Source organism: Pseudomonas sp. RIT409, assembly GCF_003052515.2.
GTDB lineage: Bacteria > Pseudomonadota > Gammaproteobacteria > Pseudomonadales > Pseudomonadaceae > Aquipseudomonas.
In genome coordinates, this window is the sequence record NZ_QARE02000001.1 from 107,513 (window position 1) to 131,125 (window position 23,613).

The following is a 23,613-nucleotide window of genomic DNA, read 5'->3' on the forward strand; positions in this document are numbered from 1 at the left end:
CCGTCAGCCCGCGGTGTTGAGTTGATGGATTTCAGCGACATAGCCCCCGGGAAACTCGACCACTGCGGCCTGCCGCCCTTCGCTGGTGAACGGCTCGACAAGGGTTTTCACGCCCGCCGCCGCGGCTTTGCCCAAGGTCTCTTTCAGATTGCTGACTTCGTAACCGGTGGTGTCATGGCCGAACGGATACGGCAGGTGACCGTCAGTGGCCAGCACGACCATCTTGCCGAAGGGCGATTCGATGCGGATGCGTTCGTAGGTCACATCGGCACGCCCGATTTCCACGCCCGGTGCTTTCTTCGTGTCGCTCACCACTTTGCCCTGGGAGAACGCCAGGAAGGATTTGACGAAGGCCGGTGCGCGGTCTTTGGAGACGTAGACGCGGTTTTCCGGAACCGTCTGGAACGGCGCGTAGTTCGGCGTTTTGGTGTGCCAGTAGAGCTGCATATTGACGCCGCCCGGCCATTGGACCACGGCGTCACGGCCAATCGGATCAGGGAAGTCGGAAACGATCACGTCGGCCCCCGCCTTGCGCGCTTCCTTGAGCGCGACGTCCATGTCCTTCACCAGGTAGCCATTGCGCTCCTGACCGAACGGGTGAGGAATGGGTGTCGTGAAACCGAACAGCGACACCGTGCCCACCGGCGTCTGGATCAATTGCGACGTGGTGCTGCTGGGTACGGGCAACACGTTGACGACCACCTGCGGCGTGCTCTGCCCTCCGAAGGTCGCCGTGAAACTCTTCACGAAACGGTCGACATCCGCAGGGGCGACATAGACGTGGGTGGTGTCATATTGCGGCGCCACGGCGACCGCGACCGGCCCCGGCTGGGCGAAGACGGCAGGCGCCACCGCCAAAGGCCCGGCAAGGCCAAGAACGGTGGCGGAAATCATCAGAAATCGAGCGCGCATACACATCTTCTCCAGGAGCGAACAGTGCGCTCATGGTCGATGCGTGGGCCGGTACGGGATTGAATGGACGTGCTATTAACCCGAAGGCTCTGGCGCGCCCTCCGACAAACCTAGCCGAACAGCCAGTAACCCAGCAGCGTCAGCACCGCCACCGCCAGCACCGGACGCAGGATGCGATAGGCCTTGGGGTTGGCGCGCTTGAACTGCTTGACCTTGCCGCTGATCACGTTGCTGAAGCGTTTGCTGAACGCGTAGGCCTGGTTGATACCGCCCACCCGCTCGTCATCGGTGTTCTGCGGCGCAGTGGCGCGACCGAGAAATGCGCTGACGCTGCGGTTGACGCGAGTCATGAAACGGTTGCTCAGTGGCCGCTCGATGTCACAGAACAGGATCACCCGAGTCATCTCGGTTTCGTTCTTGACCCAATGCACGTAGGTCTCGTCGAACATCACGTCTTCCCCGTCGCGCCAGGCGTAGACCTTGCCGTCGACGAAAATCCGGCAGTCATCGGAGTTCGGCGTGGACAAGCCCAAGTGGTAGCGCAGGGAACCGGCGAACGGATCGCGATGCGGGTTCAAATGGCTGCCGCCTGGCAGCAGCGCGAACATGGCGCCCTTGACGTTGGGGATGCGGCTGACCAGTTCGACCGTCTTCGGGCACAGCGCCTCGGCCGATGGCAGCGGTTTGTCGTACCACTTAAGGTAAAAACGCTTCCAGCCTTTCTTGAAGAACGATCCGAAGCCGGCGTCGTTATCCTTGGCGGCGGCGCGAATGTAGCCTTCGTCGAACAGGTGCATGGCCTCGTCACGGATGACTTCCCAGTTGTCCTTGAGCACGTCCAGCTCCGGGAATTTGCTGCGGTCCAGGTACGGTTTGGACGGCACACTGGAAAACAGGTACATCAGGGCGTTGTAGGGTGCGAACAATGCAGAGTGGTTCACGAATTGGCGCAATACCGGCAGACGCGCCTTGCCGCGCAAGTGCACGTACAGCGTGCTACCCAAAAACAGCAGCAGGATCGCCGCTTTGGCAGCAAAAGAAAGGGTCATGAAACGCTCCTTGAACAGGCGTGAAACCATCGTTGCACTGAAGCCATTGTGGGAGCGTGGCGTGTCCCGCGATCGGCGGCGCAGTCGTCGTAAAGCAGAGAACCCGGTGCTGTCAGATGCATCGGGTTACGCCGTTTTACTGCCGCTTTGCGGCAGATCGCGGGACAAGCCACGCTCCTACAGGAATCGCAAGCTGATCGAACGCATTCTAAATCACTGCGAAACCCGCCCCATGACCTACATCAGGCCTGCGGCGGGATCTGAATGGCGCCCATCATAAGCCTTCGTCGGCCCGGTAAAAAGCCAGGCCGTGGTCAGAGACGACTACTGGGTCAATTCCTGCTCGGTAAACAGGTCACTGAACAGCATGCTCGACAGGTAACGCTCCCCCGAGTCCGGCAGGATCACGACGATCGTCTTGCCCTGCATTTCCGGTTTCTCGGCCAGGCGTACGGCGGCCTGCATCGCCGCGCCACAGGAAATTCCGCAGAGAATCCCCTCTTCCTGCATCAAGCGCAACGCCATGGCTTTGGCTTCGTCGTCGCTGACCAGCTCCACCTTGTCGATGATCGACAGGTCGAGGTTTTGCGGAATGAAACCGGCGCCAATGCCCTGAATCTTGTGCGGGCTGGGGGTGATTTCTTCCCCGGCGAGCGCCTGAGTGATGATCGGCGAAATCATCGGCTCAACGGCAACGGATAGAATCGGTTTGTTCATGGTTTTCTTGATGTAGCGGGAAACGCCGGTAATGGTGCCGCCGGTGCCCACGCCCGCGACCAGCACGTCGATGGCGCCATCGGTGTCGTTCCAGATTTCGGGCCCTGTGGTCTTTTCGTGGATGGCGGGGTTGGCCGGGTTCTCGAACTGCCCCGGCATGAAATACGTGGCCGGTTCGCTGGCCACCAATTCTTCAGCCTTGGCAATCGCGCCTTTCATGCCCTTGGCGGGCTCGGTCAACACCAGCTCGGCGCCCAGCGCCTTGAGCACCTTGCGACGTTCGATGCTCATCGACGCCGGCATGGTCAACATCAGCTTGTAACCGCGCGCGGCCGCCACGAAAGCCAGGCCGATCCCGGTGTTGCCCGAGGTCGGCTCGACGATGGTCATGCCCGGCTTGAGTTTGCCCTTGCTTTCCGCGTCCCAGATCATGTTCGCGCCAATGCGGCACTTGACCGAATACCCCGGGTTGCGCCCCTCGATTTTGGCCAGAATCGTGACCCCACGCGGCGCCAGGCGATTGATCTGGACCAGCGGCGTGTTGCCGATGGAGTGGGCGTTGTCTGCGAAAATACGGCTCATGACCGGGTCCTTGTGCAGGTGGGGGAAAAGCCCAAAGCCTATGCCTTGAGCGTGTATGGCGTCCAGTCGAGGCGAACCGATGCCGGTGCCAGGAGTCAACAGCCTCAGTCATCCGGAGAATGTCGTCATGAAACGTCGCTATAGCTGGCCGCTGTGGACAGTCGTGGGCCTCGTCGTGCTGCTGATCGCCATCCACATTGCCCTGCCCTACGTGGTGCGCAACTACCTCAATGAAAAACTGGCCGACATGGGCGACTACCGCGGCCATGTGACCGATGTCGACCTGGCGCTGTGGCGCGGCGCCTACCGGATCAACGGCCTGGATATCGTCAAGACCGATGGCAAGGTGCCCGTTCCGCTGCTCAAGGCCCCCTTGATCGACGTGTCGGTGAGTTGGCACTCATTGTGGTACGACCATGCTGTGGTGGCCGAGGTTGCCTTTCTGAACCCGGAACTCAATTTCGTCGACGGGGGTACCGACAAACAGCAGTCGCAGACCGGTGCCGGGACCGACTGGCGCGCGCAACTGGATAAGCTGTTGCCCATCACCCTCAACGAGGTGCGCGTCGATAACGGCAAAATCACCTTCAGCAACTTCAATTCCACGCCCAAAGTCAAAATCGAAGCCGACAAGGTCAACGCGAGCATCTACAACATCACCAATGTCGTCGATCAGGCGGGTAAGCGCGACGCGCGCTTCGAGGGCAAGGCCCTGCTGATGGGCCAATCGCCACTTGAGTCCAGTGCCACCTTCGATCCTTTCAGCAACTTCGAGGATTTCGACTTCAAGCTGCGCGCCACGGACCTGCAGCTCAAAAGCATGAACGATTTCGCCTCGGCTTATGGCAAGTTCGATTTCAACGCGGGTAGCGGTGACATCGTCATCGAGGCGCAGGCAAACAAGGGCCAGCTCAGCGGCTACATCAAACCCCTGCTGCGCGACGTCGACATCTTCAACTGGCAACAGGACGTGGAGAACCAGAACAAGGGCTTCTTCCGCTCGGTCTGGGAGGCCATGGTCGGCGCCAGCGAAACCGTGCTGAAAAATCAGCGCAAAAATCAGTTCGCCACCCGGGTCGAGCTCAACGGCAGTGTGCACAACCAGAATGTCAGCGCATTTCAGGCATTTCTGCAGATTCTGCGCAACGCTTTCGTCCAGGCGTTCAACACCCGGTATGACAGCGGGAAGAGCGAGGCGAAATGATCGACGGGCGTCGAAAGCCGACCCGCCATTCAGCAACTGAATAAAGGGTCTGCGTTCACAGTCGAGCAACCCCCGCGCTATAGTCGGCGCATTCTCATTGACCTTTTTTTGCCGTACGGCATTGCGTCCGTCCGCCACGTTCGAGGATTTTCCGATGAAGTTCGAAGGCACTCGCGCCTATGTCGCCACTGACGACCTGAAGCTGGCCGTCAACGCGGCAATCACGCTGGAGCGTCCGCTGTTGGTCAAAGGTGAACCTGGCACCGGCAAGACCATGCTTGCCGAGCAGTTGGCTGAATCCTTCGGCGCCAAGTTGATCACCTGGCACATCAAATCGACCACCAAGGCACATCAGGGCCTGTACGAGTATGACGCTGTCAGCCGCCTGCGCGACTCGCAACTGGGCGTGGACAAAGTGCACGACGTGCGCAACTACCTGAAAAAAGGCAAGCTGTGGGAAGCCTTCGAAGCCGAGGAGCGCGTCATCCTCCTGATCGACGAAATCGACAAAGCCGACATCGAATTCCCCAACGACCTCCTGCAAGAACTCGACAAAATGGAGTTCTACGTTTACGAGATCGACGAAACGATCCGGGCAAAAAAACGCCCGATCATCATTATTACTTCAAACAACGAGAAGGAATTGCCGGACGCCTTTCTGCGCCGTTGCTTCTTCCATTACATTGCTTTCCCCGACCGCAACACGTTGCAGCAGATCGTCGACGTGCATTACCCGGACATCAAAAAAGACCTGGTCAGCGAAGCGCTGGACGTGTTCTTCGATGTGCGCAAGGTGCCGGGCCTGAAGAAAAAGCCCTCCACCTCAGAGCTGGTGGACTGGCTGAAGCTGCTGATGGCCGACAACATCGGCGAAGCGGTTCTGCGCGAGCGCGATCCGACCAAGGCCATCCCCCCGCTGGCCGGCGCCTTGGTGAAGAATGAGCAAGACGTTCAGTTGCTCGAGCGTCTGGCGTTCATGAGCCGACGCGGCAATCGTTAAGCCGGAGCCATTGCCATGCTGCTCAACCTGTTCAACGAAATGCGCGCAGCCAAAGTACCGGTCTCGGTGCGCGAGCTGCTCGACCTGATCGACGCGCTGAAGCATCGGCTGACATTCGCCGACATGGACGAGTTTTATTACGTGTCCCGCGCGATTCTGGTCAAGGATGAACGCCATTACGACAAGTTCGACCGGGCCTTCGGCGCCTACTTCAACGGGCTGGAAAAGCTTGACGATCACTTGCAGGCGCTGATTCCAGAAGACTGGCTGCGCAAGGAGTTCGAACGTTCGCTGACGGATGAAGAGCGCGCGCAGATCCAGTCGTTGGGCGGCCTGGACAAGCTCATCGAGGCCTTTAAGCAGCGCCTGGAAGAACAGAAGGAGCGGCACGCGGGCGGCAACAAGTGGATCGGCACCGGGGGCACCAGCCCATTCGGCTCTGGCGGCTACAACCCCGAAGGCATCCGCGTCGGCGATGCGGGCAAGCGGCAGGGCAAGGCGGTCAAGGTCTGGGATCAGCGCGAATACAAAAACCTCGACGATCAGGTTGAACTCGGCACCCGCAACATCAAGGTCGCCTTGCGCCGCCTGCGCAAATTCGCCCGTCAGGGCGCTGCGGACGAGCTGGACATCGACGGCACCATCGACCACACCGCTCGTGACGCCGGCCTGCTCAACATCCAGATGCGGCCTGAGCGCCGCAACACCGTCAAGCTCCTGCTGCTCTTCGACATCGGCGGCTCGATGGACGCCCATGTGAAGATCTGCGAAGAACTGTTCTCGGCGTGCAAGACCGAGTTCAAACACATGGAGTATTTCTACTTCCACAATTTCATTTATGAATCGGTGTGGAAGAACAACCTGCGCCGCACCTCCGAACGCACATCCACCCAAGACTTGCTGCACAAATACGGCGCCGACTACAAAGTGATCTTCATCGGCGACGCCGCCATGGCCCCGTATGAAATCACTCAGCCGGGGGGCAGCGTCGAACACTGGAACGAAGAAGCGGGCTACGTCTGGATGCAACGCTTCATGGCCAAATTCAAGAAGGTCATCTGGATCAACCCCTATCCCAAGGATGCATGGGGCTATACCACCTCGACCAACATCGTGCGGGATTTGATCGAGGACCAGATGTATCCGTTGACGCTGCGCGGGTTGGAGGAAGGGATGCGGTATTTGGCGAAGTAGTGCTGAAACTGTAGGAGCGCGCTTGCCCGCGATAGGGGTGGGCCTGTGACTGAAAATATTGACTCAAACTCCAATTTCGCGGGCAAGCGCGCTCCTACAAAAAAATCTGCTTAGACGCCAGAATCACGTCGGACGCGTGAACCCCTGCAAACACCCCACCTGCTCCCGCCACGCCACTTCCTGCACCACCGGCCTCATCCGCACTACGCTGCCCGGCAGCTTTTGCGCCAGCCGCGCCAGTGATAGCGGGGTCAGAGCGCCGAAGCGGGGGTAGCCGCCGATGGTCTGGCGGTCGTTGAGCAGGACGATGGGTTGGCCATCCGGGGGGATTTGGATGGCGCCAAGGGGGATGCCTTCGGAGATCATGGGTTTGCCCTGATACACCAACTCAGGCCCCAAAAGGCGCATGCCCATGCGGTCCGCGCGGCTGTCGAGGGTCCAGTCGCTGTTGAAGGCGTCGAACAGGCTTTGGCCGCTGAACTGGCCGATCTGGGCGCCGAGCACGACGTCCAGCGGGCGGGTGTCTTCGAGGTTCGGGATCAGGTGATCGGGCAAGCTGCTCAATTCAAACGAGGTCCCTGAGTAGCTCAGTTGGTCGCCCTGCTTCAGCGCTTTGCCACTGCCATCAAGGCCGCCCAGCCCTTCTCTTCCTACCGTCGCGCAACTGCCCAGCACATCGACCGCATCAAAGCCGCCAGGCGCGGCGAGGTAGGCACGCGCCCCCGAAACCGGCTGAACGAAGCGCAATTGCTGGCCCTTACGAACGAAAAAGCTGCGCCAAGGCGCGATCGGACGATCGTCCAGCATCACGCCCAGATCCGCACCCGCCAAAGCGAGGCAACAGTCCGACTCGGCGATCAGCACCAACCCGCCCAGCGCCACTTCAATCACCGCCGCGTCGAGCGGATTGTTCAGGAGTTTGTTCGCCCAGGCCATGGACAACCCGTCCAATGCGCCCCCTTGCGTCACGCCCAGATGACGCACGCCAAAACGGCCGGCGTCCTGCAACAGACAAAGCGGCGTACTGCTTTTCACCGTCAGCAGGCTCATGCCAAGGCCTCCAATGGCGTATCGTCGCCGCCCAGGCGGATGAATTCAGCGTGATCGATGGGATCGAAGCGCACGGTGTCCCCGGGCTGCATGAGGCTGTAGCCGTCGATGTCACGATCGAACAATTTGGCGGGAGTGCGACCCAGGATGTTCCAGCCGCCGGGAGACTCGAGCGGGTAAGCAGCGGTCTGGCGCTCAGCGATTCCGACGCTGCCTGCCGCCACCCGTTTGCGCGGGGTTTTGATCCGCGGCGCAGCCAACACTTCCTCCACCAAGCCCATGAAGGCGAAGCCCGGCGCGAAGCCCAGCGCGAAAACCTGATACTCACGCTGACTGTGACGACGAATCACCTCGTCCACCGACAATCCGCTGCGTTTGGCGAGTAGCGTCAGTTCCGGACCGCCCCTGAGGTCGTACCAGACCGGTATCGCATGGCTGCGCCCGCCGCTGCCTGCATCGGGGGAAAGGTTTTCCAACGATTCGGCAATCAAGGCCCGTGCTCGCTGCGGGTCCAGCGCCATCAGGTCGTAATGCACCATCAGCGTGGTATACGACGGCACCAGATCGATCAAATGGGCACCGAATCCATGGCGCAAGCGCTGACTGGCGGCAAGCATCCACGGCATGTTGGCTTCGTCGATGGCATCGAAGAGACGCACCATCAGGCAATCGATCGCCACGACCTCGATACGCACATTCATGATGCAGACATCGTTCCCAGCGCCTGACGAATCCGCTGCACGGCGGCAATGGAACTGGCGTTGTCGCCATGTACACAGAGGGTGTCGACCTTGAGCTTGAGTTCGCTGCCGTCGCTGGCGATCAACGCCTCGCCACGAGACAGGGTCATCGCTTGCTGGATGATCAGCTCCGGCTCGTGATGCACCGCGCCCGGCAGGCTGCGTGACACCAGACGGCCTGCGCTGTCATAGGCGCGATCGGCGAAGGCCTCGAACCACAGGGTGACCCCGAACTCATCGGCCATTGCCTGGGCCGCGCTGTTGTCGCGCATCGACAACACCATCAGCGGCAGTTCCGGGTTGTAGCGGGCAATGCCTTCGATGACGGCGCGCAGTTGGGTTGGGTTGGCCATCATGTCGTTGTACATCGCGCCGTGGGGTTTGACGTAGCGAACCCGCCCGCCCTGGGCGCGAGCCACGCCATCGAGTCCGCCGATCTGGTAATGCAGCAAGTCTTGAATTTCCTGTGGCGAGCACGCCATCGAACGTCGGCCGAAACCCACCAGATCCGGGTACGCCGGGTGCGCCCCGATGGTGACATCGTGTTTGAGCGCCAAGGCCACGGTCTTGCGCATGACGCTCGGATCTCCGGCGTGGAAGCCGCAAGCAATGTTGGCGCAGTCGATGTACGGCATGACCTCGGCGTCCAGGCCCATGGTCCAAGCGCCGTAGCTTTCGCCGATGTCGCAATTCAATAACAGGCGGCCCAAGGGGTGAACTCCTGTGTGAATGAGAGGGGATCGAGGCTTGAGTCTACGCGGGCAGCGCCGCTGAAACACGCCTGTCGTGTGCAGGCGCATTCTTGGGTGAAAGAGGCTGGAACGTCCAACGAATAAAAACGGGAGGGGAGGATAAGAAAAAGTGAACGCGCTGCTCGCTCTCTGAGCTGGTTTAATGGCTCCGGTGTAGGAGCGTGGCTTGTACCGCGATCGCACGGGGTCGCGTCCGACCGCAGCGGCAGTAAAACCGGCTTGCGCGGTGTATCAGACGAACCGCACAGGCAGCGTTTACTGCTGCTCCGCAGCAGATCGCGGGACAAGCCACGCTCCTACAGGAGAGCGGAAAACCTCACTCCCACTCCCGCCGGACCCGACGCTTGTAGACGCGGCCCACGAACAGCCAGTCGATGAATACCACGAAGCTTTCGATCACGAGCGAGAACAGCAACGCGCAGGCCAGGCCCCAGCCGATCACTTCCGGCGACAGCAGCACTTGCCAGGTGTAGCCATTCCAGGTCTCGGCGCGGATGTCCGGGTCGGCGGCCGTCAGCACGTGCCAGGCACGCAGATACCACGGGCCCTGCAGGGCCATCCATTCACGGTCGAGCAGTTGATTGCGGCTCAGCAGGTTGCTGATGTTGTTGGCGTCCGTGCGGAAGACCGGGTCTTCGCTATTGCGATAGTGCTGGATCAGCGCCTGCACATCACCGTTGAAGAAGCGTTGGGCGGTCTCGTTGTACCCGCGCAAGGTTTGCTGGGCTTCCATCAAATGGGCTTCGACGCGCTTGCTGTAGTCGCTGATGAATCCCGGAATCTGCACGCCGATCAACAGGCCTGCGGTGAACAACACCAGTCGCACATAGCTTCGCAGCATAGGTCCCTCTCGATCAGGTTCGGCCTTCGGCCACGCATTCGCCACGTCGCCACAGGCTCCAGTGGCCCGGCTCGTAGCGATTCCAGGTTTCGTTTTCAGTCAACGGCTCGGTGGCAATGACTGTGACCACGTCGTCTGGGGTTGTTTCCGCCTGAAAATCCACGATCACGTCGACGTCTTTGAGCCGAGCTGGGCCGAAGGGCGCACGGCGGGTGATGTGCACCAGCTTGGTCGAACAAAAGCAGAACAGCCAGTCGCCGTCACTGAGCAACGCATTGAAAACGCCTTTGCTGCGGTATTCGCCGCACGCCTGCACCAGGGTCGGGAGCAATTGCTCCACCTCGACCGGCTCGGGAAAGTCTTCACGCACCCGGTTCAACAGGTCACAAAAAGCCGCTTCGCTGTCGGTGTCCCCCACCGGGCGGTAGAACGTGGCGCTGGGGTGAAAGTCCGCCAGTTGCCCATTATGGGCAAAACACCAGTTGCGCCCCCACAGTTCACGCACGAATGGGTGCGTGTTCGACAGGCAGACCTTGCCCACGTTGGCCTGGCGGATGTGGCCGATCACCACTTCGCTCTTGATCGGATAACGCTGGACCAGTTGCGCGACTTCGGATTCGCTGCTCGCCGCCGGGTCCTGAAATACCCGCAGGCCGCGCCCTTCGTAGAATCCGATGCCCCAGCCGTCGCGGTGCGGACCGGTGCGGCCACCGCGCTGCATCAGCCCGGTGAAGCTGAACACGATGTCGGTGGGTACATTGGCGCTCATGCCCAGAAGTTCACACATGCTCGGGTCTCGAAGGTTCGTCGGCAGGCAGGCCGGTCAAAGCTTGGGTTCGACCCGGTAGCGGCCGGCAGTGCCACCGCTGCCACCTTTGCTCGGCGGAGTCGCCGCGCTGCTGTAGCGGGAAGGTACCTGCGCGGCAAACGGCTCGTCGTTTTCTTCCTCCTCGGCGGCCGCTTGCGCGGCGACGGCCTCTGCGTGGGCTTGTCGGGCCTTTTTCTTGCGCAGAAACGGCAGGCGGATCAGCGCGAAAACGACATACACCCCCAAGGCGATGGCGCCATAGGTCGACAGATCCAGGGCGGCACGCCAGACGTTGTTGCCCACCTTCAGGCCCAGGTCCAGCACACTGATCGCCAGCGCGGGTGCGTAGGTTTCCTTGACCGGATCGATCACGGTCGGGCAGAACAGCAGCACCGCGCCAATGACGCGCAGCGGCTCGCGAAGGTAGCGCCACATCCAGCCGGTGAGCTTGAACCACACCAACAGACAGCCCAACGCGGCAAACGCGTAGAGCCCCCAGGCAATCAGATAGTCGTTGTCGGTCATGACGTCCGTGGTAAGGGAGGTAAAGAGGCGCTTATGATAACGACTTTTCACCGGCCTGGCTTACCCGGCTTCAGTAATCGGTCCGCTGCGCCCTTGCAGGTGCTTTTCGCAGCGGCCGGCTTCCCATCAGAGAGAGCCTCGCATGCCTTCATCCCTCCGTACTTCCAGCGCCCCGATTGCCCGCAAAGGCGACGGCCCTGACCCTTATGCCTGGCTGCAGAACCGCGACACCGATGAGGTGATCGGCTATTTGAAGGCCGAAAACACCTACCAAGACGAGCAACTGGCCGATCAGGAAGCACTGCGCGAGTCTCTGTTTCAGGAAATCAAGAGCCGCATCCTGGAGACCGACCTGTCGCTCCCGTCGCCATGGGGCCCGTACCTCTATTACACCCGGACCACCGAAGGCGATGAGTATGCCCGGCATTACCGCTGCCCGCGCCCGGCGGACGACGCCCTCACCGTCGACGAAAGCGCCGAAGAACTGCTGCTGGACCCCAATGCCCTGGCCAACGGGGGCTTCTTTTCCTTGGGCACGTTCAGCATCAGCCCGGATCATCAGCGCCTGGCCTACAGCACCGATACCAGCGGCGATGAGATTTATCGTCTGTTCGTCAAGGAGCTGAACACTGGCGATATCACCGCTCTGCCGTTCGAGGACTGCGATGGCAGCATGACCTGGGCCAACGACAGCCAGACCCTGTTCTTTGGCGAACTGGACGAGACCCATCGCCCTCACAAGCTGTATCGCCACCGGCTGGGCACCCATGACGCCGATCTGGTGTTCAGCGAGCCCGATGGCCGCTTCTTCCTGCATTGCTACCGCACCAGTTCCGAACGCCAACTGGTGTTGGCACTGGACAGCAAAACCACCGGCGAGAGCTGGGTACTGGACGCCAGCACACCGGAGCAGGCCTTCACCTGTATCGCTGCACGCAGTGAAGGCCACGAGTACTCGGTGGACCATGGCTTGATCGACGGCACCTGGAGCTGGCTGATTCGCAGCAACCAGACCGGCATCAACTTCGCACTGTTCCATGCCCCCGAGCAGGCCAGCGGGGTACCGGAGCGCAGCGCATGGCAGACCCTCGTCCCGCACAGCGAAACGGTCATGCTCGATGGGTTCAGCCTGAACGCCCGGGGCCTGACCCTGAGCCTGCGCGAAGGCGGCCTGCCCATTGTCGAAGTCCATCCCCAGGGCCTGCCCGCCTACCGCGTGCAACTGCCGGATGCGGCGTACAACCTCTATGTGCAGGACACCCTCGAATTCGAAAGCGACAGGATCCGGCTGCGCTACCAATCCCTCAATCGTCCGCCGCAGGTTCGCCAACTGATGCTGGCCACCGGCGAACAGGTCGTTCTCAAGGAAACGCCAGTACTGGGTGAATTCGACGCCGATGCCTACGTCAGTCAGCGGCTGTGGGCGACTGCAGCCGACGGCACCCGAGTGCCGATCAGCCTGGTCGTCAAACGGGAACTGGCCGGCCAGCCGGTCCCGCTTTACCTGTATGGCTACGGTGCCTATGGCGCCAGCCTGGACCCGTGGTTCTCCCATGCCCGGCTGAGCCTGCTTGACCGCGGCGTTGCCTTCGCCATCGCCCACGTGCGCGGCGGCGGGGAATTGGGTGAGGCCTGGTACCGCAATGGCAAACAAGAGCACAAGCAGAACACGTTCGACGACTTCATCGCCTGTGCCGAACACCTGATCGCAGAACACCTGACAACTTCCGAACAGTTGGTGATCAGCGGCGGCAGCGCTGGCGGTTTGCTGATCGGCGCGGTCGTGAATCAACGCCCTGAGTTGTTCAAGGCGGCGATCGCCGAAGTGCCGTTCGTCGACGTCCTCAACACCATGCTCGATCCGGATCTGCCGTTGACCGTCACCGAATACGACGAATGGGGCAACCCTCAGGAGCCGGAGGTCTACGCTCGGATCAAGGCCTACGCGCCTTATGAAAACGTCAGTGCGCAGGCGTATCCCGCGATGCTGGTGATCGCCGGATACAACGACAGCCGCGTGCAGTATTGGGAAGCGGCCAAATGGGTGGCCAAGTTGCGCGACACCAAGACCGATGACAACCTGCTGTTGCTCAAGACCGAACTGGGTGCAGGGCATGGCGGGATGAGCGGTCGCTATCAGGGCTTACGTGACGTGGCGCTCGAATACGGCTTTATCTTCAAGGTCCTGCAAATGGCCTGAGGAACTCTCTTCACCCGACGGGTCCTATCTGACGGCGCCCGACCCTGTGGGGTCCGGGGCCGCTCTCTCGACACCGAAAAGACATACGCCTATGCCGACGAATTCCTCTCTGAACAATGAAATCCGTGAAATGCTGATGGACTGCGGGCTGTTTCTCGCGCTCACGCCAGCGGACTTTTCCGCGGCTGCGGGCTATTTCAGCATCAGCCACGTCGATAAAGGCGACGCAGTTTTCAATGAGGGGGACGCCGGCACGTTCATGTGCATCCTCCACTCGGGCACGGTGTCGGTTCAGAAACTCAACGGCGAAGGCAGGCAGGTGGAAACCGCCCTTCTGCGCAGCGGTCGAGCGTTTGGCGAGATGGCGGTGCTGGACGGGGAGCGACGGTCAGCCACTTGCATCGCGGCGTCGCCCTGCTCTCTGCTGAACCTGGGCAAGGACTCACTGGACAAGATGCTCAACGAAGCGCCGAAAGTCGCCGCCAAGATCATCCGGGCCATCGCGGTGGCCATGTCCAAGCGACTGCGGATGATGGACGGCCAAGTGCTGGCGCAGCACGAGTAGCCGCTTCCGGCATTGGCAGGCGTGCTGCCGTGTGCCTCTCAGGGCGCCGGCTTGGCGGGCGGGGTCAGCGCCGGCAGTGGCTCATCGTCCTTGGGCGGCCCCGGTTGCGGAATTTTCGGCAACAAGGGCGGATTGCCCTGCCCACCCACGCGTGGAACCCCAGGTGGGGAAACCTGCGGATAAGGCGTCGGGGTCGCCGTACCGGGCGAACCGGCGGTCGCTGCGATCGGCTCGGGCGTATTCAGGACAGGTTGCAACGTTTCGGCGAAGACGGGCGACACGCCCATGATCGACAGCGCAGACATCGCTAAAATCAACCGCATCATCGTTGGCCTCCGCAGCCAATCTTCTTTCCTGCGGCTCAGGCTACTCTTGCGCGAGAAAATTGCCACTGTCGGTGATGGCTGTGGAACCCCGAGCAACGCGCTAAACTCGTCCCATTGCCAACCGCACACGAAACAGGTGACACCATGAGCTCGGGCACGCCGACCAATACGTCCAAACTTGATCGCATCCTTGCCGATGCCCAACGCGACCGCGAAATGGGTTACCGCGACAAGGCCTTGCGCATGTACCCGCATGTCTGCGGTCGCTGCGCCCGAGAGTTCTCCGGCAAGCGCCTGAGCGAACTGACCGTGCACCACCGCGACCACAATCATGACAACAACCCTCAGGATGGCTCCAATTGGGAGCTCCTGTGCCTGTACTGCCATGACAATGAGCACTCGCGCTACACCGACCAACAGTATTTCTCCGAGGGTTCGCTCGGCACACCGAAAACCGCCAAGGCCACCCACAATCCGTTTGCCGCACTGGCCGGTTTGATGAAAGACAGCGGCAAATCCTGAATCGCCCCCTGCCGGGAAGGCGCGGCCGGGCCCTCCGGCCGTTGCCTTGACTTGCAGCTTGAGGCTCGAAGCTTGAAACTGCGCCCCCGTTTTCCGAAGAGCACCCTCCCCTCGTGGCCAACAAACGCTATGCCTGTATCGGCTTGTTCAACCCTAAATCACCGGAAAACGTCGGCTCGGTCATGCGCGCGGCAGGCTGTTACGGGGTGGCGTCGGTGTTCTACACCGGCAAGCGCTATGAGCGGGCGCGAGACTTTGTCACTGACACCAAGAAAATCCATCAGGACATCCCCCTGATCGGCATCGACGACCTGAAGAAAATCATCCCGCTGGGGTGCGTCCCCGTCGCCGTCGAGCTGGTCGAAGGCGCCCGTGCGCTGCCTGACTACACCCACCCCGATCGAGCGATCTACATTTTCGGCCCCGAGGACGGTTCGCTGGACAAGGAGATTCGTGACTGGTGTGAAGACGTGGTGTACATCCCCACCACCGGATGCATGAACCTGGCCGCGACCGTCAATGTGGTTTTGTACGACCGCATGGCCAAAGGCAACAACACCCGCTCCGGCCCACTGTTCGGACGCGAAACCGAACGGACCTGACCACCGTCCCGATAAACGCATGGAACAGTTTCGTCACGCGGCAGTCAGCTACAGGGACCCTACTTTTCATGGAGAACCCTCATGAGCGATACCCCGATCCTGACACGCGTAGAACGTCCGCTGCGTGACCTTCCCGAACAGAATGTACAAGGCTGGGAGCGCATCGGCTCGCTGGCCGGGGGCGTCTTGATGATGGGCAAGGGCCTGCGCCGTGGTGGCCTTTTCGGCCTGGTGCAACTGGCCATTGGTGGCGCAGTACTGGCTCGCGGCATCACCGGCCATTGCTCGGCCAAGTCCCTGCTGGAAAAAAGCCGTAGCGACATGGCTGCCGCCCGCGCGCGCATCGAGGAAGCCGGTGCCGAGCTGAGCAAGCTCAAAACCAAAGCCGAAGTGGCTGCGGAAGAAGCCGTCGTGAAGAGCGTGGACGCGGTGACCGGGTCCAAAGGCGTTTAAACCGGCGCGCGACGTGCGTTAACCCGCGCGGAAAATCAGGTAATCCTCCCAGTCGTCTTCGGCCACGCTGGCTTCGCTGAGCATGCGGCCGGACTGGGAGATGCGCTGTTTGTGGACCTGGTCCCGATCACCGCACACCAGATGGTGCCATATGGGCAGGTCCTTCCCCTCGCTGACCAGTCGATACCCGCAGGTGGGGGGCAACCACTTGAACTCATCGGCCTGGCCAGGCGTGAGCTGAATGCAATCGGGCACTCGCGCCTTACGGTTCGGATAATCGCTGCATTGGCAGGTGTTCAAGTCCAGCAGTTTGCACGCAATGCGCGTGTAATAGACGCTGCCATCCTCCTCGTCTTCGAGCTTCTGCAGGCAGCAAAGGCCACAGCCGTCGCACAATGATTCCCACTCCTTGGAATCGAGTTGAGAAAGGGACTTGCGCATCCAGAACGGTTCGACTTTGGCGGCCATGGCGTGAGGCAATCGGTATCGGCTGATGAAAAGGCCGCCAGTCTAGAGGCACATCGCGCAGGGGGAAAGCAGCGGCGACTGTCGGTAGCGCAGGGTTGTCATGAACGGGGCGGCCAAGTAGCTTTATGCCCTCACGCGGCCGCGCTGAGCACCTGCCACCCCCGCATCACGCCTTACCGTTTCGACGATGCCTGCCGTCCACGGCCCATCTGATGGATGCCGCGCGCTGCGCCTCCGGGCACGCGGTCACTTCAACCTGTTCAGGATCAGCCCTTCATGAGCGCCAACCCTCGCATTGCCGACTACCCCATTCACCCGCAATTCACCGACCGCTGGTCGCCTCGCGCATTCACCGGCGAGGGTATCCCCCAAGAAACGTTGCTGAGCTTTTTTGAAGCGGCACGCTGGGCACCGTCGGCTTACAACTCGCAGCCGTGGCGCTTTCTGTACGCACGTCGCGACACGCCGAACTGGGAACGTTTTCTGGGCCTGCTGAACGAGTTCAACCGGGGCTGGGCGCAGCATGCGGCGGCGCTGGTCATCGTGATCTCCAAGACCACCTTCACGGCCCCCGGGGCCACTGAAGAGACGCCCGCCTTGTGGCACACCTTCGACACCGGGTCGGCCTGGGGCCATTTGGCATTGCAAGCCAGCTTGAGCGGGTGGCATACCCATGGCATGGCCGGCTTCGACCAGGAACTGACCCGCAAGGAATTGAAGATCCCGGACGGTTACGCGCTGCATGCCGCTGTCGCCATCGGCAAGCTGGGCGACAAATCGAGCCTGCCCGACTACCTGCAAGCCCGCGAAACCCCGAGCCCACGGCGCCCGCTCGCCGAACTGGTCGCCGAAGGGGACTTCAGCTTGTAAACCTGAGCCCCCTGACCGCACGGATCCGGTCTGGCGCGACCCGGTCTGACGCGACCCGGTCTGGCGAGACCCGGTCTGGCGGGGCTCAGTACCCCTTCTCGAAGTCCACTTCCCCGCGCAGGGGTTCACCCGCCGTGTAGGCCGCCAGGTTGTCGACGAACAGGCGGGTCATCGCGGGCGGCGACGTCGGTGCCGAGCTGTGGCCGGTCAGCAAAAGGCCCCACGCGGTCCAGAACGGATGGCGCTGCGGCAGCGGCTCCTGGCGACAGACATCGATGACCGCGCCCGCCAGATGACCTTCCTTCAACGCATTGACCAAATCCGCATCGACCACCGCCACCCCCCGTCCGACATTGATGAACAATGACGATGGCTTGAAATGGGCGAACAGCTTCGCGTCGTAAATGTCGTGGGTCTGCGGGGTATTGGGCAGCAGGTTGATCACGAAGTCAGCGTCCGCCACCAGGCGGGGCAAGTCGTCCAGCGCGCCGACTTCGAGGAAAGGCGCCAGCGTACGGGACGTCGAAGCCACGCCATACACCTGCACGCCAAAGGGCGTCAGGAAGCGGGCGACGCTCAGGCCGATGTCACCGGTGCCGACGATCAATGCCTTGCGCCCCGCAAGGCTCATGCCTGGCCGGGTGTCCCATTTGCGCTCGACCTGGCTGACCAGACGCGCCAGCACTTCGCGCTCGTGCACCAGCATGTAGGTCAGGACGAACTCAGCCATGACCTGGCCAAAAATCCCCACGGCCCGTGTCAACCGGTAATCGCGCTGGAGCCCGTCGGCCAGCAGCGGCGTGATACCGGCCCAGGTCGACTGCAGCCATTGCGGTCGGTGACCCTGACGCAACAGGGTCGCGAGCAGATCAGGCTGTCCCAGCCAGATCGGCGCATCCACCGCCATTTTTGCCAGCTCGGCAGAGTCGCCGCTGCTGAGGACCTCGATATCGGGAGCGGCCTTGCGAAGCAGGTCGGTGTAAACAGCGTAATCGTGTTCGGCGATCAGAACGCGCATGAAATCAAAACTCGAAAAAACAGAACGTGCGACCGCCCTCACCCAGGTTGCCCGCTCAAAGACAGAAACGGATCTGGCGCATGGACAGCCTTGGAAAAACCCGCGGTGATCGGCGGGTGTGAGCGATCAGACCGGGTCGTTGCGGCGCAGCAACTCTTCGGGGAGGTGCTCGATGTACTCCTCCTCGGCAGGCGGCATCTGCAAGTGATAACCCTGCTTTTCCAGGTTTTCCAGCACCGTGTGAATGTCTTCGCGTGCCAGCGTGCGTTCAGGGGTCAATACCAGGTCGAACGCGTGTTGCGGTTTACCGAAAACGCTGAGCAAGCCTTCCGGTACTCGTTCCAGCGCCTCGCTCTTGAGCACATACAGGTACATTTCGTTTTTGCGCGGGCTGCGGTAGATGGAGCAAATCTGTTTCAACGCTGTTCTCCGGCAGTGGCCAGGCTGTCGAGCAGCATCTGGCCCATCAACTCGCGGCGCCAGCCACGCAGCGAATCGGGCAGTTGGTAGGGACCGTCAGGAAACCCGGTCTTGAGCAAGGCTTCGAGCGTCTTTTTCCGCAGCATCAGTTCCGGGGCCATGTTCAGCCGTTCGGCCTGGTGTTGCCCAATGGCCCGTAGGCGCTTGAGCACGCTCGACGCTTCGATCGGCAGCGGCTCCGGCAAGGCCGGCGGCCATAGATCGGGGGAGACGCTGCCTGCCGTCTTGATCAGGTCCAGCAAGAATTCGCCGTCCTGACGTACGGTCTTGGGGTGCATGTCTTCGATTCGGGCCAGCGCAACCAGATTGTCCGGCTGCCCCTTTGCCAGCGGCCAAAGGGAATTCTCGCGCAATATCCGGTTGCGAGGCTGGTTGCGAAGGCGCGCCTGCTGCTCGCGCCAGGCGCAGAGCTCACGCAGCACGTTCAACTGCGCACGAGACAGTTTCCAAGCCAGCTTGGCTTCGCGGTAGACCTCATAGGGATCGGTTTCACGGCGCAGATTGGCGACCAGCTCGGCGCCATCTTCCAGCACCCAGGCGTACTTCTCGTCCGACAGGCGAGGACGCAGCAGCGCATAGACTTCTGCAAGGTGTACCGCATCTTCGGCGGCGTAACTGATTTGCGTGTCCGACAAGGGACGCTGCAACCAGTCCGAACGGGTTTCGCCTTTGGGCAATTCGATGTTCAGGACTTCCTGAACCAATCGCGAATAGCCCATGGAAAAACCGAGGTTCAAGTAGGCGGCGGCCAGTTGAGTGTCAAAAAGCGGCGCGGGCAGGCTGCCCGTCAGGCGCAACAGCACCTCCAGGTCCTCGCTGCAGGCGTGGAGCACCTTGATGACGGCGGTGTTTTCCAGTAACGCAGCCAGCGGCGCCCAGTCGTCGATCAGCAAGGGGTCGATCAGGAAAGCGCGAGAACCGTCGCCGATCTGCAACAGCCCGGCAATGGGATAAAAGGTGTCGACCCGCATGAATTCGGTGTCGAGGGCGACGAATGGCAATTTCTGCCACTGCGCACAATGGTGGGCGAGGCTCTCGTCGTCGCGAATCCAGAGAATATCGATGGCCACACGGCTCTCCCTTGTAGAATGGCGCGCAGTATATATCGCTCAGAGCGTTTACCGGGCATCCGTCCTGCAAGTCTCGACCAACTTCATCCTGCCTGTCCGGCAATTGTGCGCCACCGACGACCGCTCATAGGCTCAGGAACCCACTTTGCGCAACACGTAAACACGCCACATGGCATAGCCGGGAAGAAAATCATGGTGGCCGACGATCCGAAAGCCGGCATCGCGAAATTCCGACTCGATCTGGCTGCGCCCCACCACGAAGCGGTTGCGAGGCATCGACTTCTCCCCCTCACGCACTGACAGTCGTTCCAGGCGCTTGCGGCGCCATGCCTTCAGGTTGCCGTCGACCCACAGAGCAACGATGGCCGTGTCCCGCGTCACTCGGTAAAACTCGTCGAGAATCGCACGGCGCTTGTCACTGTCGGCGATGTGATGAAACAACCGCATGCAAAAGATGCAATCCACCGCGTTGGCGGACAGATCGATGCACAGCGCGGAGCTTTGAAACGTCCGAATGCGTTGGCGTACATCGGTGGACGACTGTGCCTGGGCAATGTCGAGCATGTCCCAGGACGGATCGGCGGCAAGTATCACCCGGTTTGCATGTTCGGCGAGAACGGGCCAGAAGCGACCGGCACCGGACGGCAAATCCAGTACCAGGCCAGGATCGCCCGCGTCGCGCAAGGCCAGGCGGGCTAGCTGAGCGTCGCGCCACAGGCTCAAGCGTCGCGCCAGCCCCTGCTCATGCTGGTGCACATGGGCCTGCAGCGGGGAGTGGTCCGTCGTGGGCTCATTCATTGGCCAGCACCCCGTCGGTGTAGATCCCACGACAACCGGCGAACATATCCAGCGCGGGGTTATAGACGCGGGTGTGAACTTGCAACAGACCGAGCATCGAATGGAACAGGTTGTCCTGGCTCAACGGCGCGTTGCGCTCTTGCTGCAGGCAATGCGTGTCCACGGCGAACGTTTGCTGATAGCTGTCGGAGAACCAGGCGATCATCGGCACGTGCTTCTGCTGATCGGGCGCGAGCATATAAGGCGTGCCATGCAGGAACAGGTTGTATTCGCCCAGTGACTCACCGTGATCCGACAGGTAAACCATGGCGGTGTCCACTTTGTCCTGATTGCGCCGCAAGGTATCGATCAACGTCGCCAGCACATGATCGGTGTACAACAACGTGTTGTCATAGCCGTTGATAATGCTTTCTCGCGAGCAATTATTCAGGGCATTGCTTTCACAGACCGGGGTGAACTTCTCGAAGGCCTTGGGATATCGCTTGAAGTATTCAGGCCCGTGGCTGCCCATCTGGTGAAGTACCAGAACGGTGTCTTTATCCAATTGATCGATGAAGTGCTGCAGCCCCTGCAAAAGGATCTCGTCGCGACACTCGTGGTCGGCGCAGAGCAGGGGATCCTGGAGGTTGCTGACGTCCTGCAAAGTCACTCGATCGCAGGTGCCCTTGCAGCCGGATTGATTGTCGCGCCAGATCACATCCAGCCCCGCGCGCTTGAGCACATCGAGCATGCCCTCCTGGTTTTTGGCCACACTGGCGTTGTAGTCCCGGCGTCCCATGTTGGAAAACATGCATGGCACTGACACCGCGGTTTCCGTGCCGCAGGAATGCACATCCGTGAACGTCAGCAAGCCGCGTTCTTTTTTCAGCTCCGGGGTGGTGTCGCGGTTATAACCCAGAATGCCGAAGTTTTCGGCCCGCGCACTCTCCCCTACTACCAGAACAGTCAAGGATTTGCGTTTGTGTTGTTGCCACTCGCTGGCCAGTTTCGCGTCTTCACCGATGCTCACGAATGGCTGCCGGGCAGACTTCACCTGTTCGCTGAGGTAGCTCAGCGACGCTCCGATGTAGTTGCTCGGCACCACCATCAGCCGCAGTTCGTGATGATTGCGAAACAAGGAGGACAAACCTTGGTAATTCATCAGCGCCACCCCGCCCGTCACGCTGGCGCAGACAACGCAGACGACGACCTTGCTCAAGACTTCGCGCGGCCAGCGACGGTAGAGGATGGATGTTTTCCAAAGTATCAGAGACGGCACACCACCCAGTAACAGCAAGTAAGCAATCAACTTGAGCGACAACAGGCCCTGAACTTCCGTGGCATTGGTTTCGGCAAAGTTGCGGAACATCCCCGAATCGATCAAGACGCCATATTCGTTCATGAAATAGGCGACGCCAGCACTGACCATGAACAACACGATCAATAACGGTTTCAATACGTGCTTAAAGGCAAACAGCGTCAGAACGATATTGAAGGCGCCTAGCACCATGAGGGCAAACGCACCGCGCAACAAGAGCCCCTGGCCGTTTAAATCGGTGAGGGTAAATAAATGCCGCCACAGCGTGACGTTAAATCCCGCTAATAAGAAAATGCTGGCGAACAGGGTCACGAGTTCGGGGCGAACTGCTTTTACGTTCAACATGGAAAGGTACGTGCCTGAAAAAAGGGGGCGTCGGATGAAGAACAGGTCGCTTCCCCGATGTGGCGAACTTTAGGGGCCGCGCTATCAATTTTTTGTGAAAAGGATGCGAACAAAAGGTGGGGTCTGACGGCGAGGGTTTCCGCTGACTTCCAACGCGTCGGATGGCCTCTAAAGTTCTGCATGTTGACCCCGTCATCGTCTGTAGGAAACGGACTAGCCATTCTTCATCCCCGTCGCACGACCTCTGGCGCGCCCAGACACAGCTGCCCCTCTCCGATCTGGCCATGATGCCGCACCCAGCCGGTCGGCCGCTTTTGCACTGGCCGGCAACGTTCACAGGAGAAACATTGATGAGGGAAGGCTTTTTCATTCGCCTTTCGACCGCACGACCTGCGGCGGGAAGGTTCAGCAGGCGACGTCTAACATCGACCTCGAGGGGCTGGACATGGCGCGCATGGGCGACGTCGTCAGTTGCGGCGTCGACGGCAAGCTTTACCAAATCGAAGGCGGACTGCCTCACTTCACAGCCGATAACCTACCGGTCGCGGGCACCCTGCACAGCGTCAGCGGTTGCCCATGCCGGTCCATTCTGATTCCGTCGGTAGTGAGTGCCACTTACGCTGGCAATTCTTCCATCCCCGCCCCCCATCACTCGCTGGGCCCGAGCGGGGCCGTTGCGGCTACCAGCCCACGCAAACCCGCCAGCGCCGCTGACGACGCTGGCGACGACCTCGAGGAAGAGGAGGAAGAAGTCGAACTGGAGCCGCTGATCACGTTGCGGGCTGGGGTAAAGGCAAATACGTGATGGGCGCCGACCTGCCAAGGCAGATCTACGTCCGATGGCAATCAAAGGTCGAACCCCAAACTTACCACACGCGTATCGACATTCCGGAGTCGGTGCGCAACATCATGCGCAAGAAAGAAAAGGTTTTTTGTCGTTTTACTGGAAAAAATGAGGAGCAATACCGCGAAGCAATCGTGATCGGGCTGGCTCCCGGTGGCATCGCAAAAGTATGGGTGACGGGACCTTGCCTATCTCCCATTACAGTGACCAAGGTGCAGGCGAAGGTCGACCCAGTGGGACCGTGGGACGGAAATTCAAACGGTGTGTACGACCCGATCTCCGCCGAATCCCAGGCCTACATCGAAAAATTCGGCGTCCCTTACGGCTCATGGTGAGCACACGAACAGCCCATGGTTCGCAAAACAGTTGATGACGCAGATC

Annotated in this window: 28 protein-coding genes; 12 read left to right on the top strand and 16 right to left on the bottom strand. The window is 60.8% G+C overall.

Annotation, left to right across the window (positions count from 1 at the left end):
• Positions 1-3: 3 nt before the first annotated feature.
• Positions 4-918, bottom strand: coding sequence for a glyoxalase (locus DBP26_RS00365; RefSeq protein ID WP_108235630.1), 915 nt, complete (start codon positions 916-918; stop codon positions 4-6).
• 104 nt (positions 919-1,022) lie between these two features.
• A complete protein-coding gene (locus DBP26_RS00370; protein WP_108235631.1) occupies positions 1,023-1,961 on the bottom strand; it encodes an aspartyl/asparaginyl beta-hydroxylase domain-containing protein in 939 nt (312 codons plus the stop codon).
• Here DBP26_RS00370 and DBP26_RS26820 point away from each other — a divergent pair.
• On the top strand, positions 1,960-2,241 hold the full coding sequence (locus DBP26_RS26820; RefSeq protein ID WP_146749627.1) for a hypothetical protein: 282 nt from the start codon (positions 1,960-1,962) through the stop codon (positions 2,239-2,241). The two genes, DBP26_RS00370 and DBP26_RS26820, sit on opposite strands and share 2 nt — an antisense overlap.
• Positions 2,242-2,285: 44 nt before the next feature.
• Here the strand turns inward: DBP26_RS26820 and cysK are convergent, their stop codons facing one another.
• Positions 2,286-3,260 carry a cysteine synthase A gene (gene cysK, locus DBP26_RS00375; protein WP_108235632.1) on the bottom strand — a complete coding sequence of 325 codons (975 nt, stop codon included), beginning with the start codon at positions 3,258-3,260 and terminating at the stop codon, positions 2,286-2,288.
• 127 nt (positions 3,261-3,387) lie between these two features.
• Between cysK and DBP26_RS00380 the strand changes: the two genes are divergently transcribed.
• The 3 genes from DBP26_RS00380 (at position 3,388) to DBP26_RS00390 (ending at position 6,658) form a co-directional block, all read left to right on the top strand.
• The gene (locus DBP26_RS00380; RefSeq protein WP_108236028.1) at positions 3,388-4,464 is read left to right on the top strand and encodes a DUF748 domain-containing protein; all 1,077 of its coding nucleotides are present in this window, start codon (positions 3,388-3,390) and stop codon (positions 4,462-4,464) included.
• 154 nt (positions 4,465-4,618) lie between these two features.
• Positions 4,619-5,464 (top strand): MoxR family ATPase, encoded by an 846-nt coding sequence (locus tag DBP26_RS00385; RefSeq protein WP_108235633.1) that lies wholly within the window; start codon positions 4,619-4,621, stop codon positions 5,462-5,464.
• 15 nt (positions 5,465-5,479) lie between these two features.
• Positions 5,480-6,658 (top strand): VWA domain-containing protein, encoded by a 1,179-nt coding sequence (locus tag DBP26_RS00390; RefSeq protein ID WP_108235634.1) that lies wholly within the window; start codon positions 5,480-5,482, stop codon positions 6,656-6,658.
• Positions 6,659-6,781: 123 nt separating this feature from the next.
• Here the strand turns inward: DBP26_RS00390 and DBP26_RS00395 are convergent, their stop codons facing one another.
• From DBP26_RS00395 to DBP26_RS00420, 6 genes are all read right to left on the bottom strand, one after another.
• Positions 6,782-7,708, bottom strand: a complete 927-nt coding sequence (locus DBP26_RS00395; protein ID WP_108235635.1) for a biotin-dependent carboxyltransferase family protein — start codon at positions 7,706-7,708, stop codon at positions 6,782-6,784.
• Positions 7,705-8,409 carry a 5-oxoprolinase subunit PxpB gene (gene pxpB / locus DBP26_RS00400; protein ID WP_108235636.1) on the bottom strand — a complete coding sequence of 235 codons (705 nt, stop codon included), beginning with the start codon at positions 8,407-8,409 and terminating at the stop codon, positions 7,705-7,707. The genes DBP26_RS00395 and pxpB overlap by 4 nt, the downstream gene beginning before the upstream one ends.
• Positions 8,406-9,158 carry a 5-oxoprolinase subunit PxpA gene (locus tag DBP26_RS00405; RefSeq protein ID WP_108235637.1) on the bottom strand — a complete coding sequence of 251 codons (753 nt, stop codon included), beginning with the start codon at positions 9,156-9,158 and terminating at the stop codon, positions 8,406-8,408. The genes pxpB and DBP26_RS00405 overlap by 4 nt, the downstream gene beginning before the upstream one ends.
• Positions 9,159-9,516: 358 nt before the next feature.
• Complete coding sequence (locus DBP26_RS00410) at positions 9,517-10,041, bottom strand: DUF2937 family protein (RefSeq protein ID WP_108235638.1); 525 nt, start codon at positions 10,039-10,041, stop codon at positions 9,517-9,519.
• A gap of 13 nt (positions 10,042-10,054) precedes the next feature.
• Positions 10,055-10,828, bottom strand: coding sequence for a class II glutamine amidotransferase (locus tag DBP26_RS00415; RefSeq protein WP_108235639.1), 774 nt, complete (start codon positions 10,826-10,828; stop codon positions 10,055-10,057).
• A 36-nt stretch (positions 10,829-10,864) separates the two neighbouring features.
• Positions 10,865-11,374, bottom strand: coding sequence for an MFS transporter (locus DBP26_RS00420; RefSeq protein WP_256600431.1), 510 nt, complete (start codon positions 11,372-11,374; stop codon positions 10,865-10,867).
• Between the two features lie 142 nt (positions 11,375-11,516).
• On the opposite strand from DBP26_RS00420, the gene DBP26_RS00425 reads away from it, so the two are divergent.
• Positions 11,517-13,574, top strand: coding sequence for a S9 family peptidase (locus DBP26_RS00425; protein WP_108235640.1), 2,058 nt, complete (start codon positions 11,517-11,519; stop codon positions 13,572-13,574).
• A 91-nt stretch (positions 13,575-13,665) separates the two neighbouring features.
• A complete protein-coding gene (locus tag DBP26_RS00430) occupies positions 13,666-14,139 on the top strand; it encodes a cyclic nucleotide-binding domain-containing protein (RefSeq protein ID WP_108235641.1) in 474 nt (157 codons plus the stop codon).
• Positions 14,140-14,177: 38 nt separating this feature from the next.
• On the opposite strand, the gene DBP26_RS00435 is transcribed toward DBP26_RS00430, so the two are convergent.
• A complete protein-coding gene (locus DBP26_RS00435; protein WP_108235642.1) occupies positions 14,178-14,465 on the bottom strand; it encodes a hypothetical protein in 288 nt (95 codons plus the stop codon).
• A 144-nt stretch (positions 14,466-14,609) separates the two neighbouring features.
• Here DBP26_RS00435 and DBP26_RS00440 point away from each other — a divergent pair, with 144 nt between their 5' ends.
• The 3 genes from DBP26_RS00440 to DBP26_RS00450 all read left to right on the top strand — a co-directional run bounded on the left by DBP26_RS00440 (position 14,610) and on the right by DBP26_RS00450 (position 16,042).
• Complete coding sequence (locus DBP26_RS00440) at positions 14,610-14,987, top strand: YajD family HNH nuclease (protein WP_108235643.1); 378 nt, start codon at positions 14,610-14,612, stop codon at positions 14,985-14,987.
• A 113-nt stretch (positions 14,988-15,100) separates the two neighbouring features.
• On the top strand, positions 15,101-15,589 hold the full coding sequence (locus DBP26_RS00445; protein WP_108235644.1) for an RNA methyltransferase: 489 nt from the start codon (positions 15,101-15,103) through the stop codon (positions 15,587-15,589).
• Positions 15,590-15,670: 81 nt separating this feature from the next.
• Positions 15,671-16,042, top strand: a complete 372-nt coding sequence (locus DBP26_RS00450) for a DUF2892 domain-containing protein (protein WP_108235645.1) — start codon at positions 15,671-15,673, stop codon at positions 16,040-16,042.
• An 18-nt stretch (positions 16,043-16,060) separates the two neighbouring features.
• Here DBP26_RS00450 and DBP26_RS00455 read toward each other — a convergent pair whose 3' ends face one another.
• On the bottom strand, positions 16,061-16,510 hold the full coding sequence (locus DBP26_RS00455) for a YcgN family cysteine cluster protein (protein ID WP_108235646.1): 450 nt from the start codon (positions 16,508-16,510) through the stop codon (positions 16,061-16,063).
• A 276-nt stretch (positions 16,511-16,786) separates the two neighbouring features.
• Here DBP26_RS00455 and DBP26_RS00460 point away from each other — a divergent pair, with 276 nt between their 5' ends.
• On the top strand, positions 16,787-17,380 hold the full coding sequence (locus DBP26_RS00460; RefSeq protein WP_108235647.1) for a nitroreductase family protein: 594 nt from the start codon (positions 16,787-16,789) through the stop codon (positions 17,378-17,380).
• An 85-nt stretch (positions 17,381-17,465) separates the two neighbouring features.
• Here the strand turns inward: DBP26_RS00460 and DBP26_RS00465 are convergent, their stop codons facing one another.
• From DBP26_RS00465 to DBP26_RS00485, 5 genes are all read right to left on the bottom strand, one after another.
• Positions 17,466-18,398, bottom strand: a complete 933-nt coding sequence (locus DBP26_RS00465) for a D-2-hydroxyacid dehydrogenase (protein WP_108235648.1) — start codon at positions 18,396-18,398, stop codon at positions 17,466-17,468.
• 126 nt (positions 18,399-18,524) lie between these two features.
• Positions 18,525-18,818: a YcgL domain-containing protein gene (locus tag DBP26_RS00470; protein WP_108235649.1), complete on the bottom strand. Its 294-nt coding sequence runs from the start codon at positions 18,816-18,818 to the stop codon at positions 18,525-18,527.
• Positions 18,815-19,948, bottom strand: a complete 1,134-nt coding sequence (rnd, locus tag DBP26_RS00475) for a ribonuclease D (RefSeq protein WP_108235650.1) — start codon at positions 19,946-19,948, stop codon at positions 18,815-18,817. The genes DBP26_RS00470 and rnd overlap by 4 nt, the downstream gene beginning before the upstream one ends.
• A gap of 132 nt (positions 19,949-20,080) precedes the next feature.
• On the bottom strand, positions 20,081-20,746 hold the full coding sequence (locus tag DBP26_RS00480; protein WP_108235651.1) for a class I SAM-dependent methyltransferase: 666 nt from the start codon (positions 20,744-20,746) through the stop codon (positions 20,081-20,083).
• Positions 20,739-22,388 carry a phosphoethanolamine--lipid A transferase gene (locus tag DBP26_RS00485; RefSeq protein WP_108235652.1) on the bottom strand — a complete coding sequence of 550 codons (1,650 nt, stop codon included), beginning with the start codon at positions 22,386-22,388 and terminating at the stop codon, positions 20,739-20,741. Before DBP26_RS00485 ends, DBP26_RS00480 begins: the two co-directional genes overlap by 8 nt.
• Positions 22,389-22,734: 346 nt before the next feature.
• Between DBP26_RS00485 and DBP26_RS00490 the strand changes: the two genes are divergently transcribed.
• Both DBP26_RS00490 and DBP26_RS00495 read left to right on the top strand, forming a co-directional pair.
• Entirely contained in the window at positions 22,735-23,193 is a 459-nt protein-coding gene (locus tag DBP26_RS00490; protein WP_108235653.1) for a PAAR domain-containing protein, read from the top strand.
• Complete coding sequence (locus tag DBP26_RS00495; protein WP_349254545.1) at positions 23,190-23,567, top strand: DUF2931 family protein; 378 nt, start codon at positions 23,190-23,192, stop codon at positions 23,565-23,567. The genes DBP26_RS00490 and DBP26_RS00495 overlap by 4 nt, the downstream gene beginning before the upstream one ends.
• Positions 23,568-23,613 lie beyond the last annotated feature (46 nt).

What these genes read in the sequence shown, in the direction of transcription:
- DBP26_RS00425 (WP_108235640.1), top strand. Translation starts at nt 11,517, where the DNA reads ATGCCTTCATCCCTCCGTACTTCCAGCGCCCCGATTGCCCGCAAAGGC.
- pxpB (WP_108235636.1), bottom strand. Translation starts at nt 8,409, where the DNA reads ATGAATGTGCGTATCGAGGTCGTGGCGATCGATTGCCTGATGGTGCGT.
- DBP26_RS00385 (WP_108235633.1), top strand. Translation starts at nt 4,619, where the DNA reads ATGAAGTTCGAAGGCACTCGCGCCTATGTCGCCACTGACGACCTGAAG.
- DBP26_RS00420 (WP_256600431.1), bottom strand. Translation starts at nt 11,374, where the DNA reads ATGACCGACAACGACTATCTGATTGCCTGGGGGCTCTACGCGTTTGCC.
- DBP26_RS26820 (WP_146749627.1), top strand. Translation starts at nt 1,960, where the DNA reads ATGAAACGCTCCTTGAACAGGCGTGAAACCATCGTTGCACTGAAGCCA.
- DBP26_RS00455 (WP_108235646.1), bottom strand. Translation starts at nt 16,510, where the DNA reads ATGGCCGCCAAAGTCGAACCGTTCTGGATGCGCAAGTCCCTTTCTCAA.
- DBP26_RS00460 (WP_108235647.1), top strand. Translation starts at nt 16,787, where the DNA reads ATGAGCGCCAACCCTCGCATTGCCGACTACCCCATTCACCCGCAATTC.
- DBP26_RS00415 (WP_108235639.1), bottom strand. Translation starts at nt 10,828, where the DNA reads ATGTGTGAACTTCTGGGCATGAGCGCCAATGTACCCACCGACATCGTG.
- DBP26_RS00480 (WP_108235651.1), bottom strand. Translation starts at nt 20,746, where the DNA reads ATGAATGAGCCCACGACGGACCACTCCCCGCTGCAGGCCCATGTGCAC.
- DBP26_RS00410 (WP_108235638.1), bottom strand. Translation starts at nt 10,041, where the DNA reads ATGCTGCGAAGCTATGTGCGACTGGTGTTGTTCACCGCAGGCCTGTTG.
- DBP26_RS00485 (WP_108235652.1), bottom strand. Translation starts at nt 22,388, where the DNA reads ATGTTGAACGTAAAAGCAGTTCGCCCCGAACTCGTGACCCTGTTCGCC.
- DBP26_RS00440 (WP_108235643.1), top strand. Translation starts at nt 14,610, where the DNA reads ATGAGCTCGGGCACGCCGACCAATACGTCCAAACTTGATCGCATCCTT.
- DBP26_RS00395 (WP_108235635.1), bottom strand. Translation starts at nt 7,708, where the DNA reads ATGAGCCTGCTGACGGTGAAAAGCAGTACGCCGCTTTGTCTGTTGCAG.
- DBP26_RS00430 (WP_108235641.1), top strand. Translation starts at nt 13,666, where the DNA reads ATGCCGACGAATTCCTCTCTGAACAATGAAATCCGTGAAATGCTGATG.
- cysK (WP_108235632.1), bottom strand. Translation starts at nt 3,260, where the DNA reads ATGAGCCGTATTTTCGCAGACAACGCCCACTCCATCGGCAACACGCCG.
- DBP26_RS00380 (WP_108236028.1), top strand. Translation starts at nt 3,388, where the DNA reads ATGAAACGTCGCTATAGCTGGCCGCTGTGGACAGTCGTGGGCCTCGTC.
- DBP26_RS00450 (WP_108235645.1), top strand. Translation starts at nt 15,671, where the DNA reads ATGAGCGATACCCCGATCCTGACACGCGTAGAACGTCCGCTGCGTGAC.
- DBP26_RS00390 (WP_108235634.1), top strand. Translation starts at nt 5,480, where the DNA reads ATGCTGCTCAACCTGTTCAACGAAATGCGCGCAGCCAAAGTACCGGTC.
- DBP26_RS00365 (WP_108235630.1), bottom strand. Translation starts at nt 918, where the DNA reads ATGTGTATGCGCGCTCGATTTCTGATGATTTCCGCCACCGTTCTTGGC.
- DBP26_RS00465 (WP_108235648.1), bottom strand. Translation starts at nt 18,398, where the DNA reads ATGCGCGTTCTGATCGCCGAACACGATTACGCTGTTTACACCGACCTG.
- DBP26_RS00435 (WP_108235642.1), bottom strand. Translation starts at nt 14,465, where the DNA reads ATGATGCGGTTGATTTTAGCGATGTCTGCGCTGTCGATCATGGGCGTG.
- DBP26_RS00370 (WP_108235631.1), bottom strand. Translation starts at nt 1,961, where the DNA reads ATGACCCTTTCTTTTGCTGCCAAAGCGGCGATCCTGCTGCTGTTTTTG.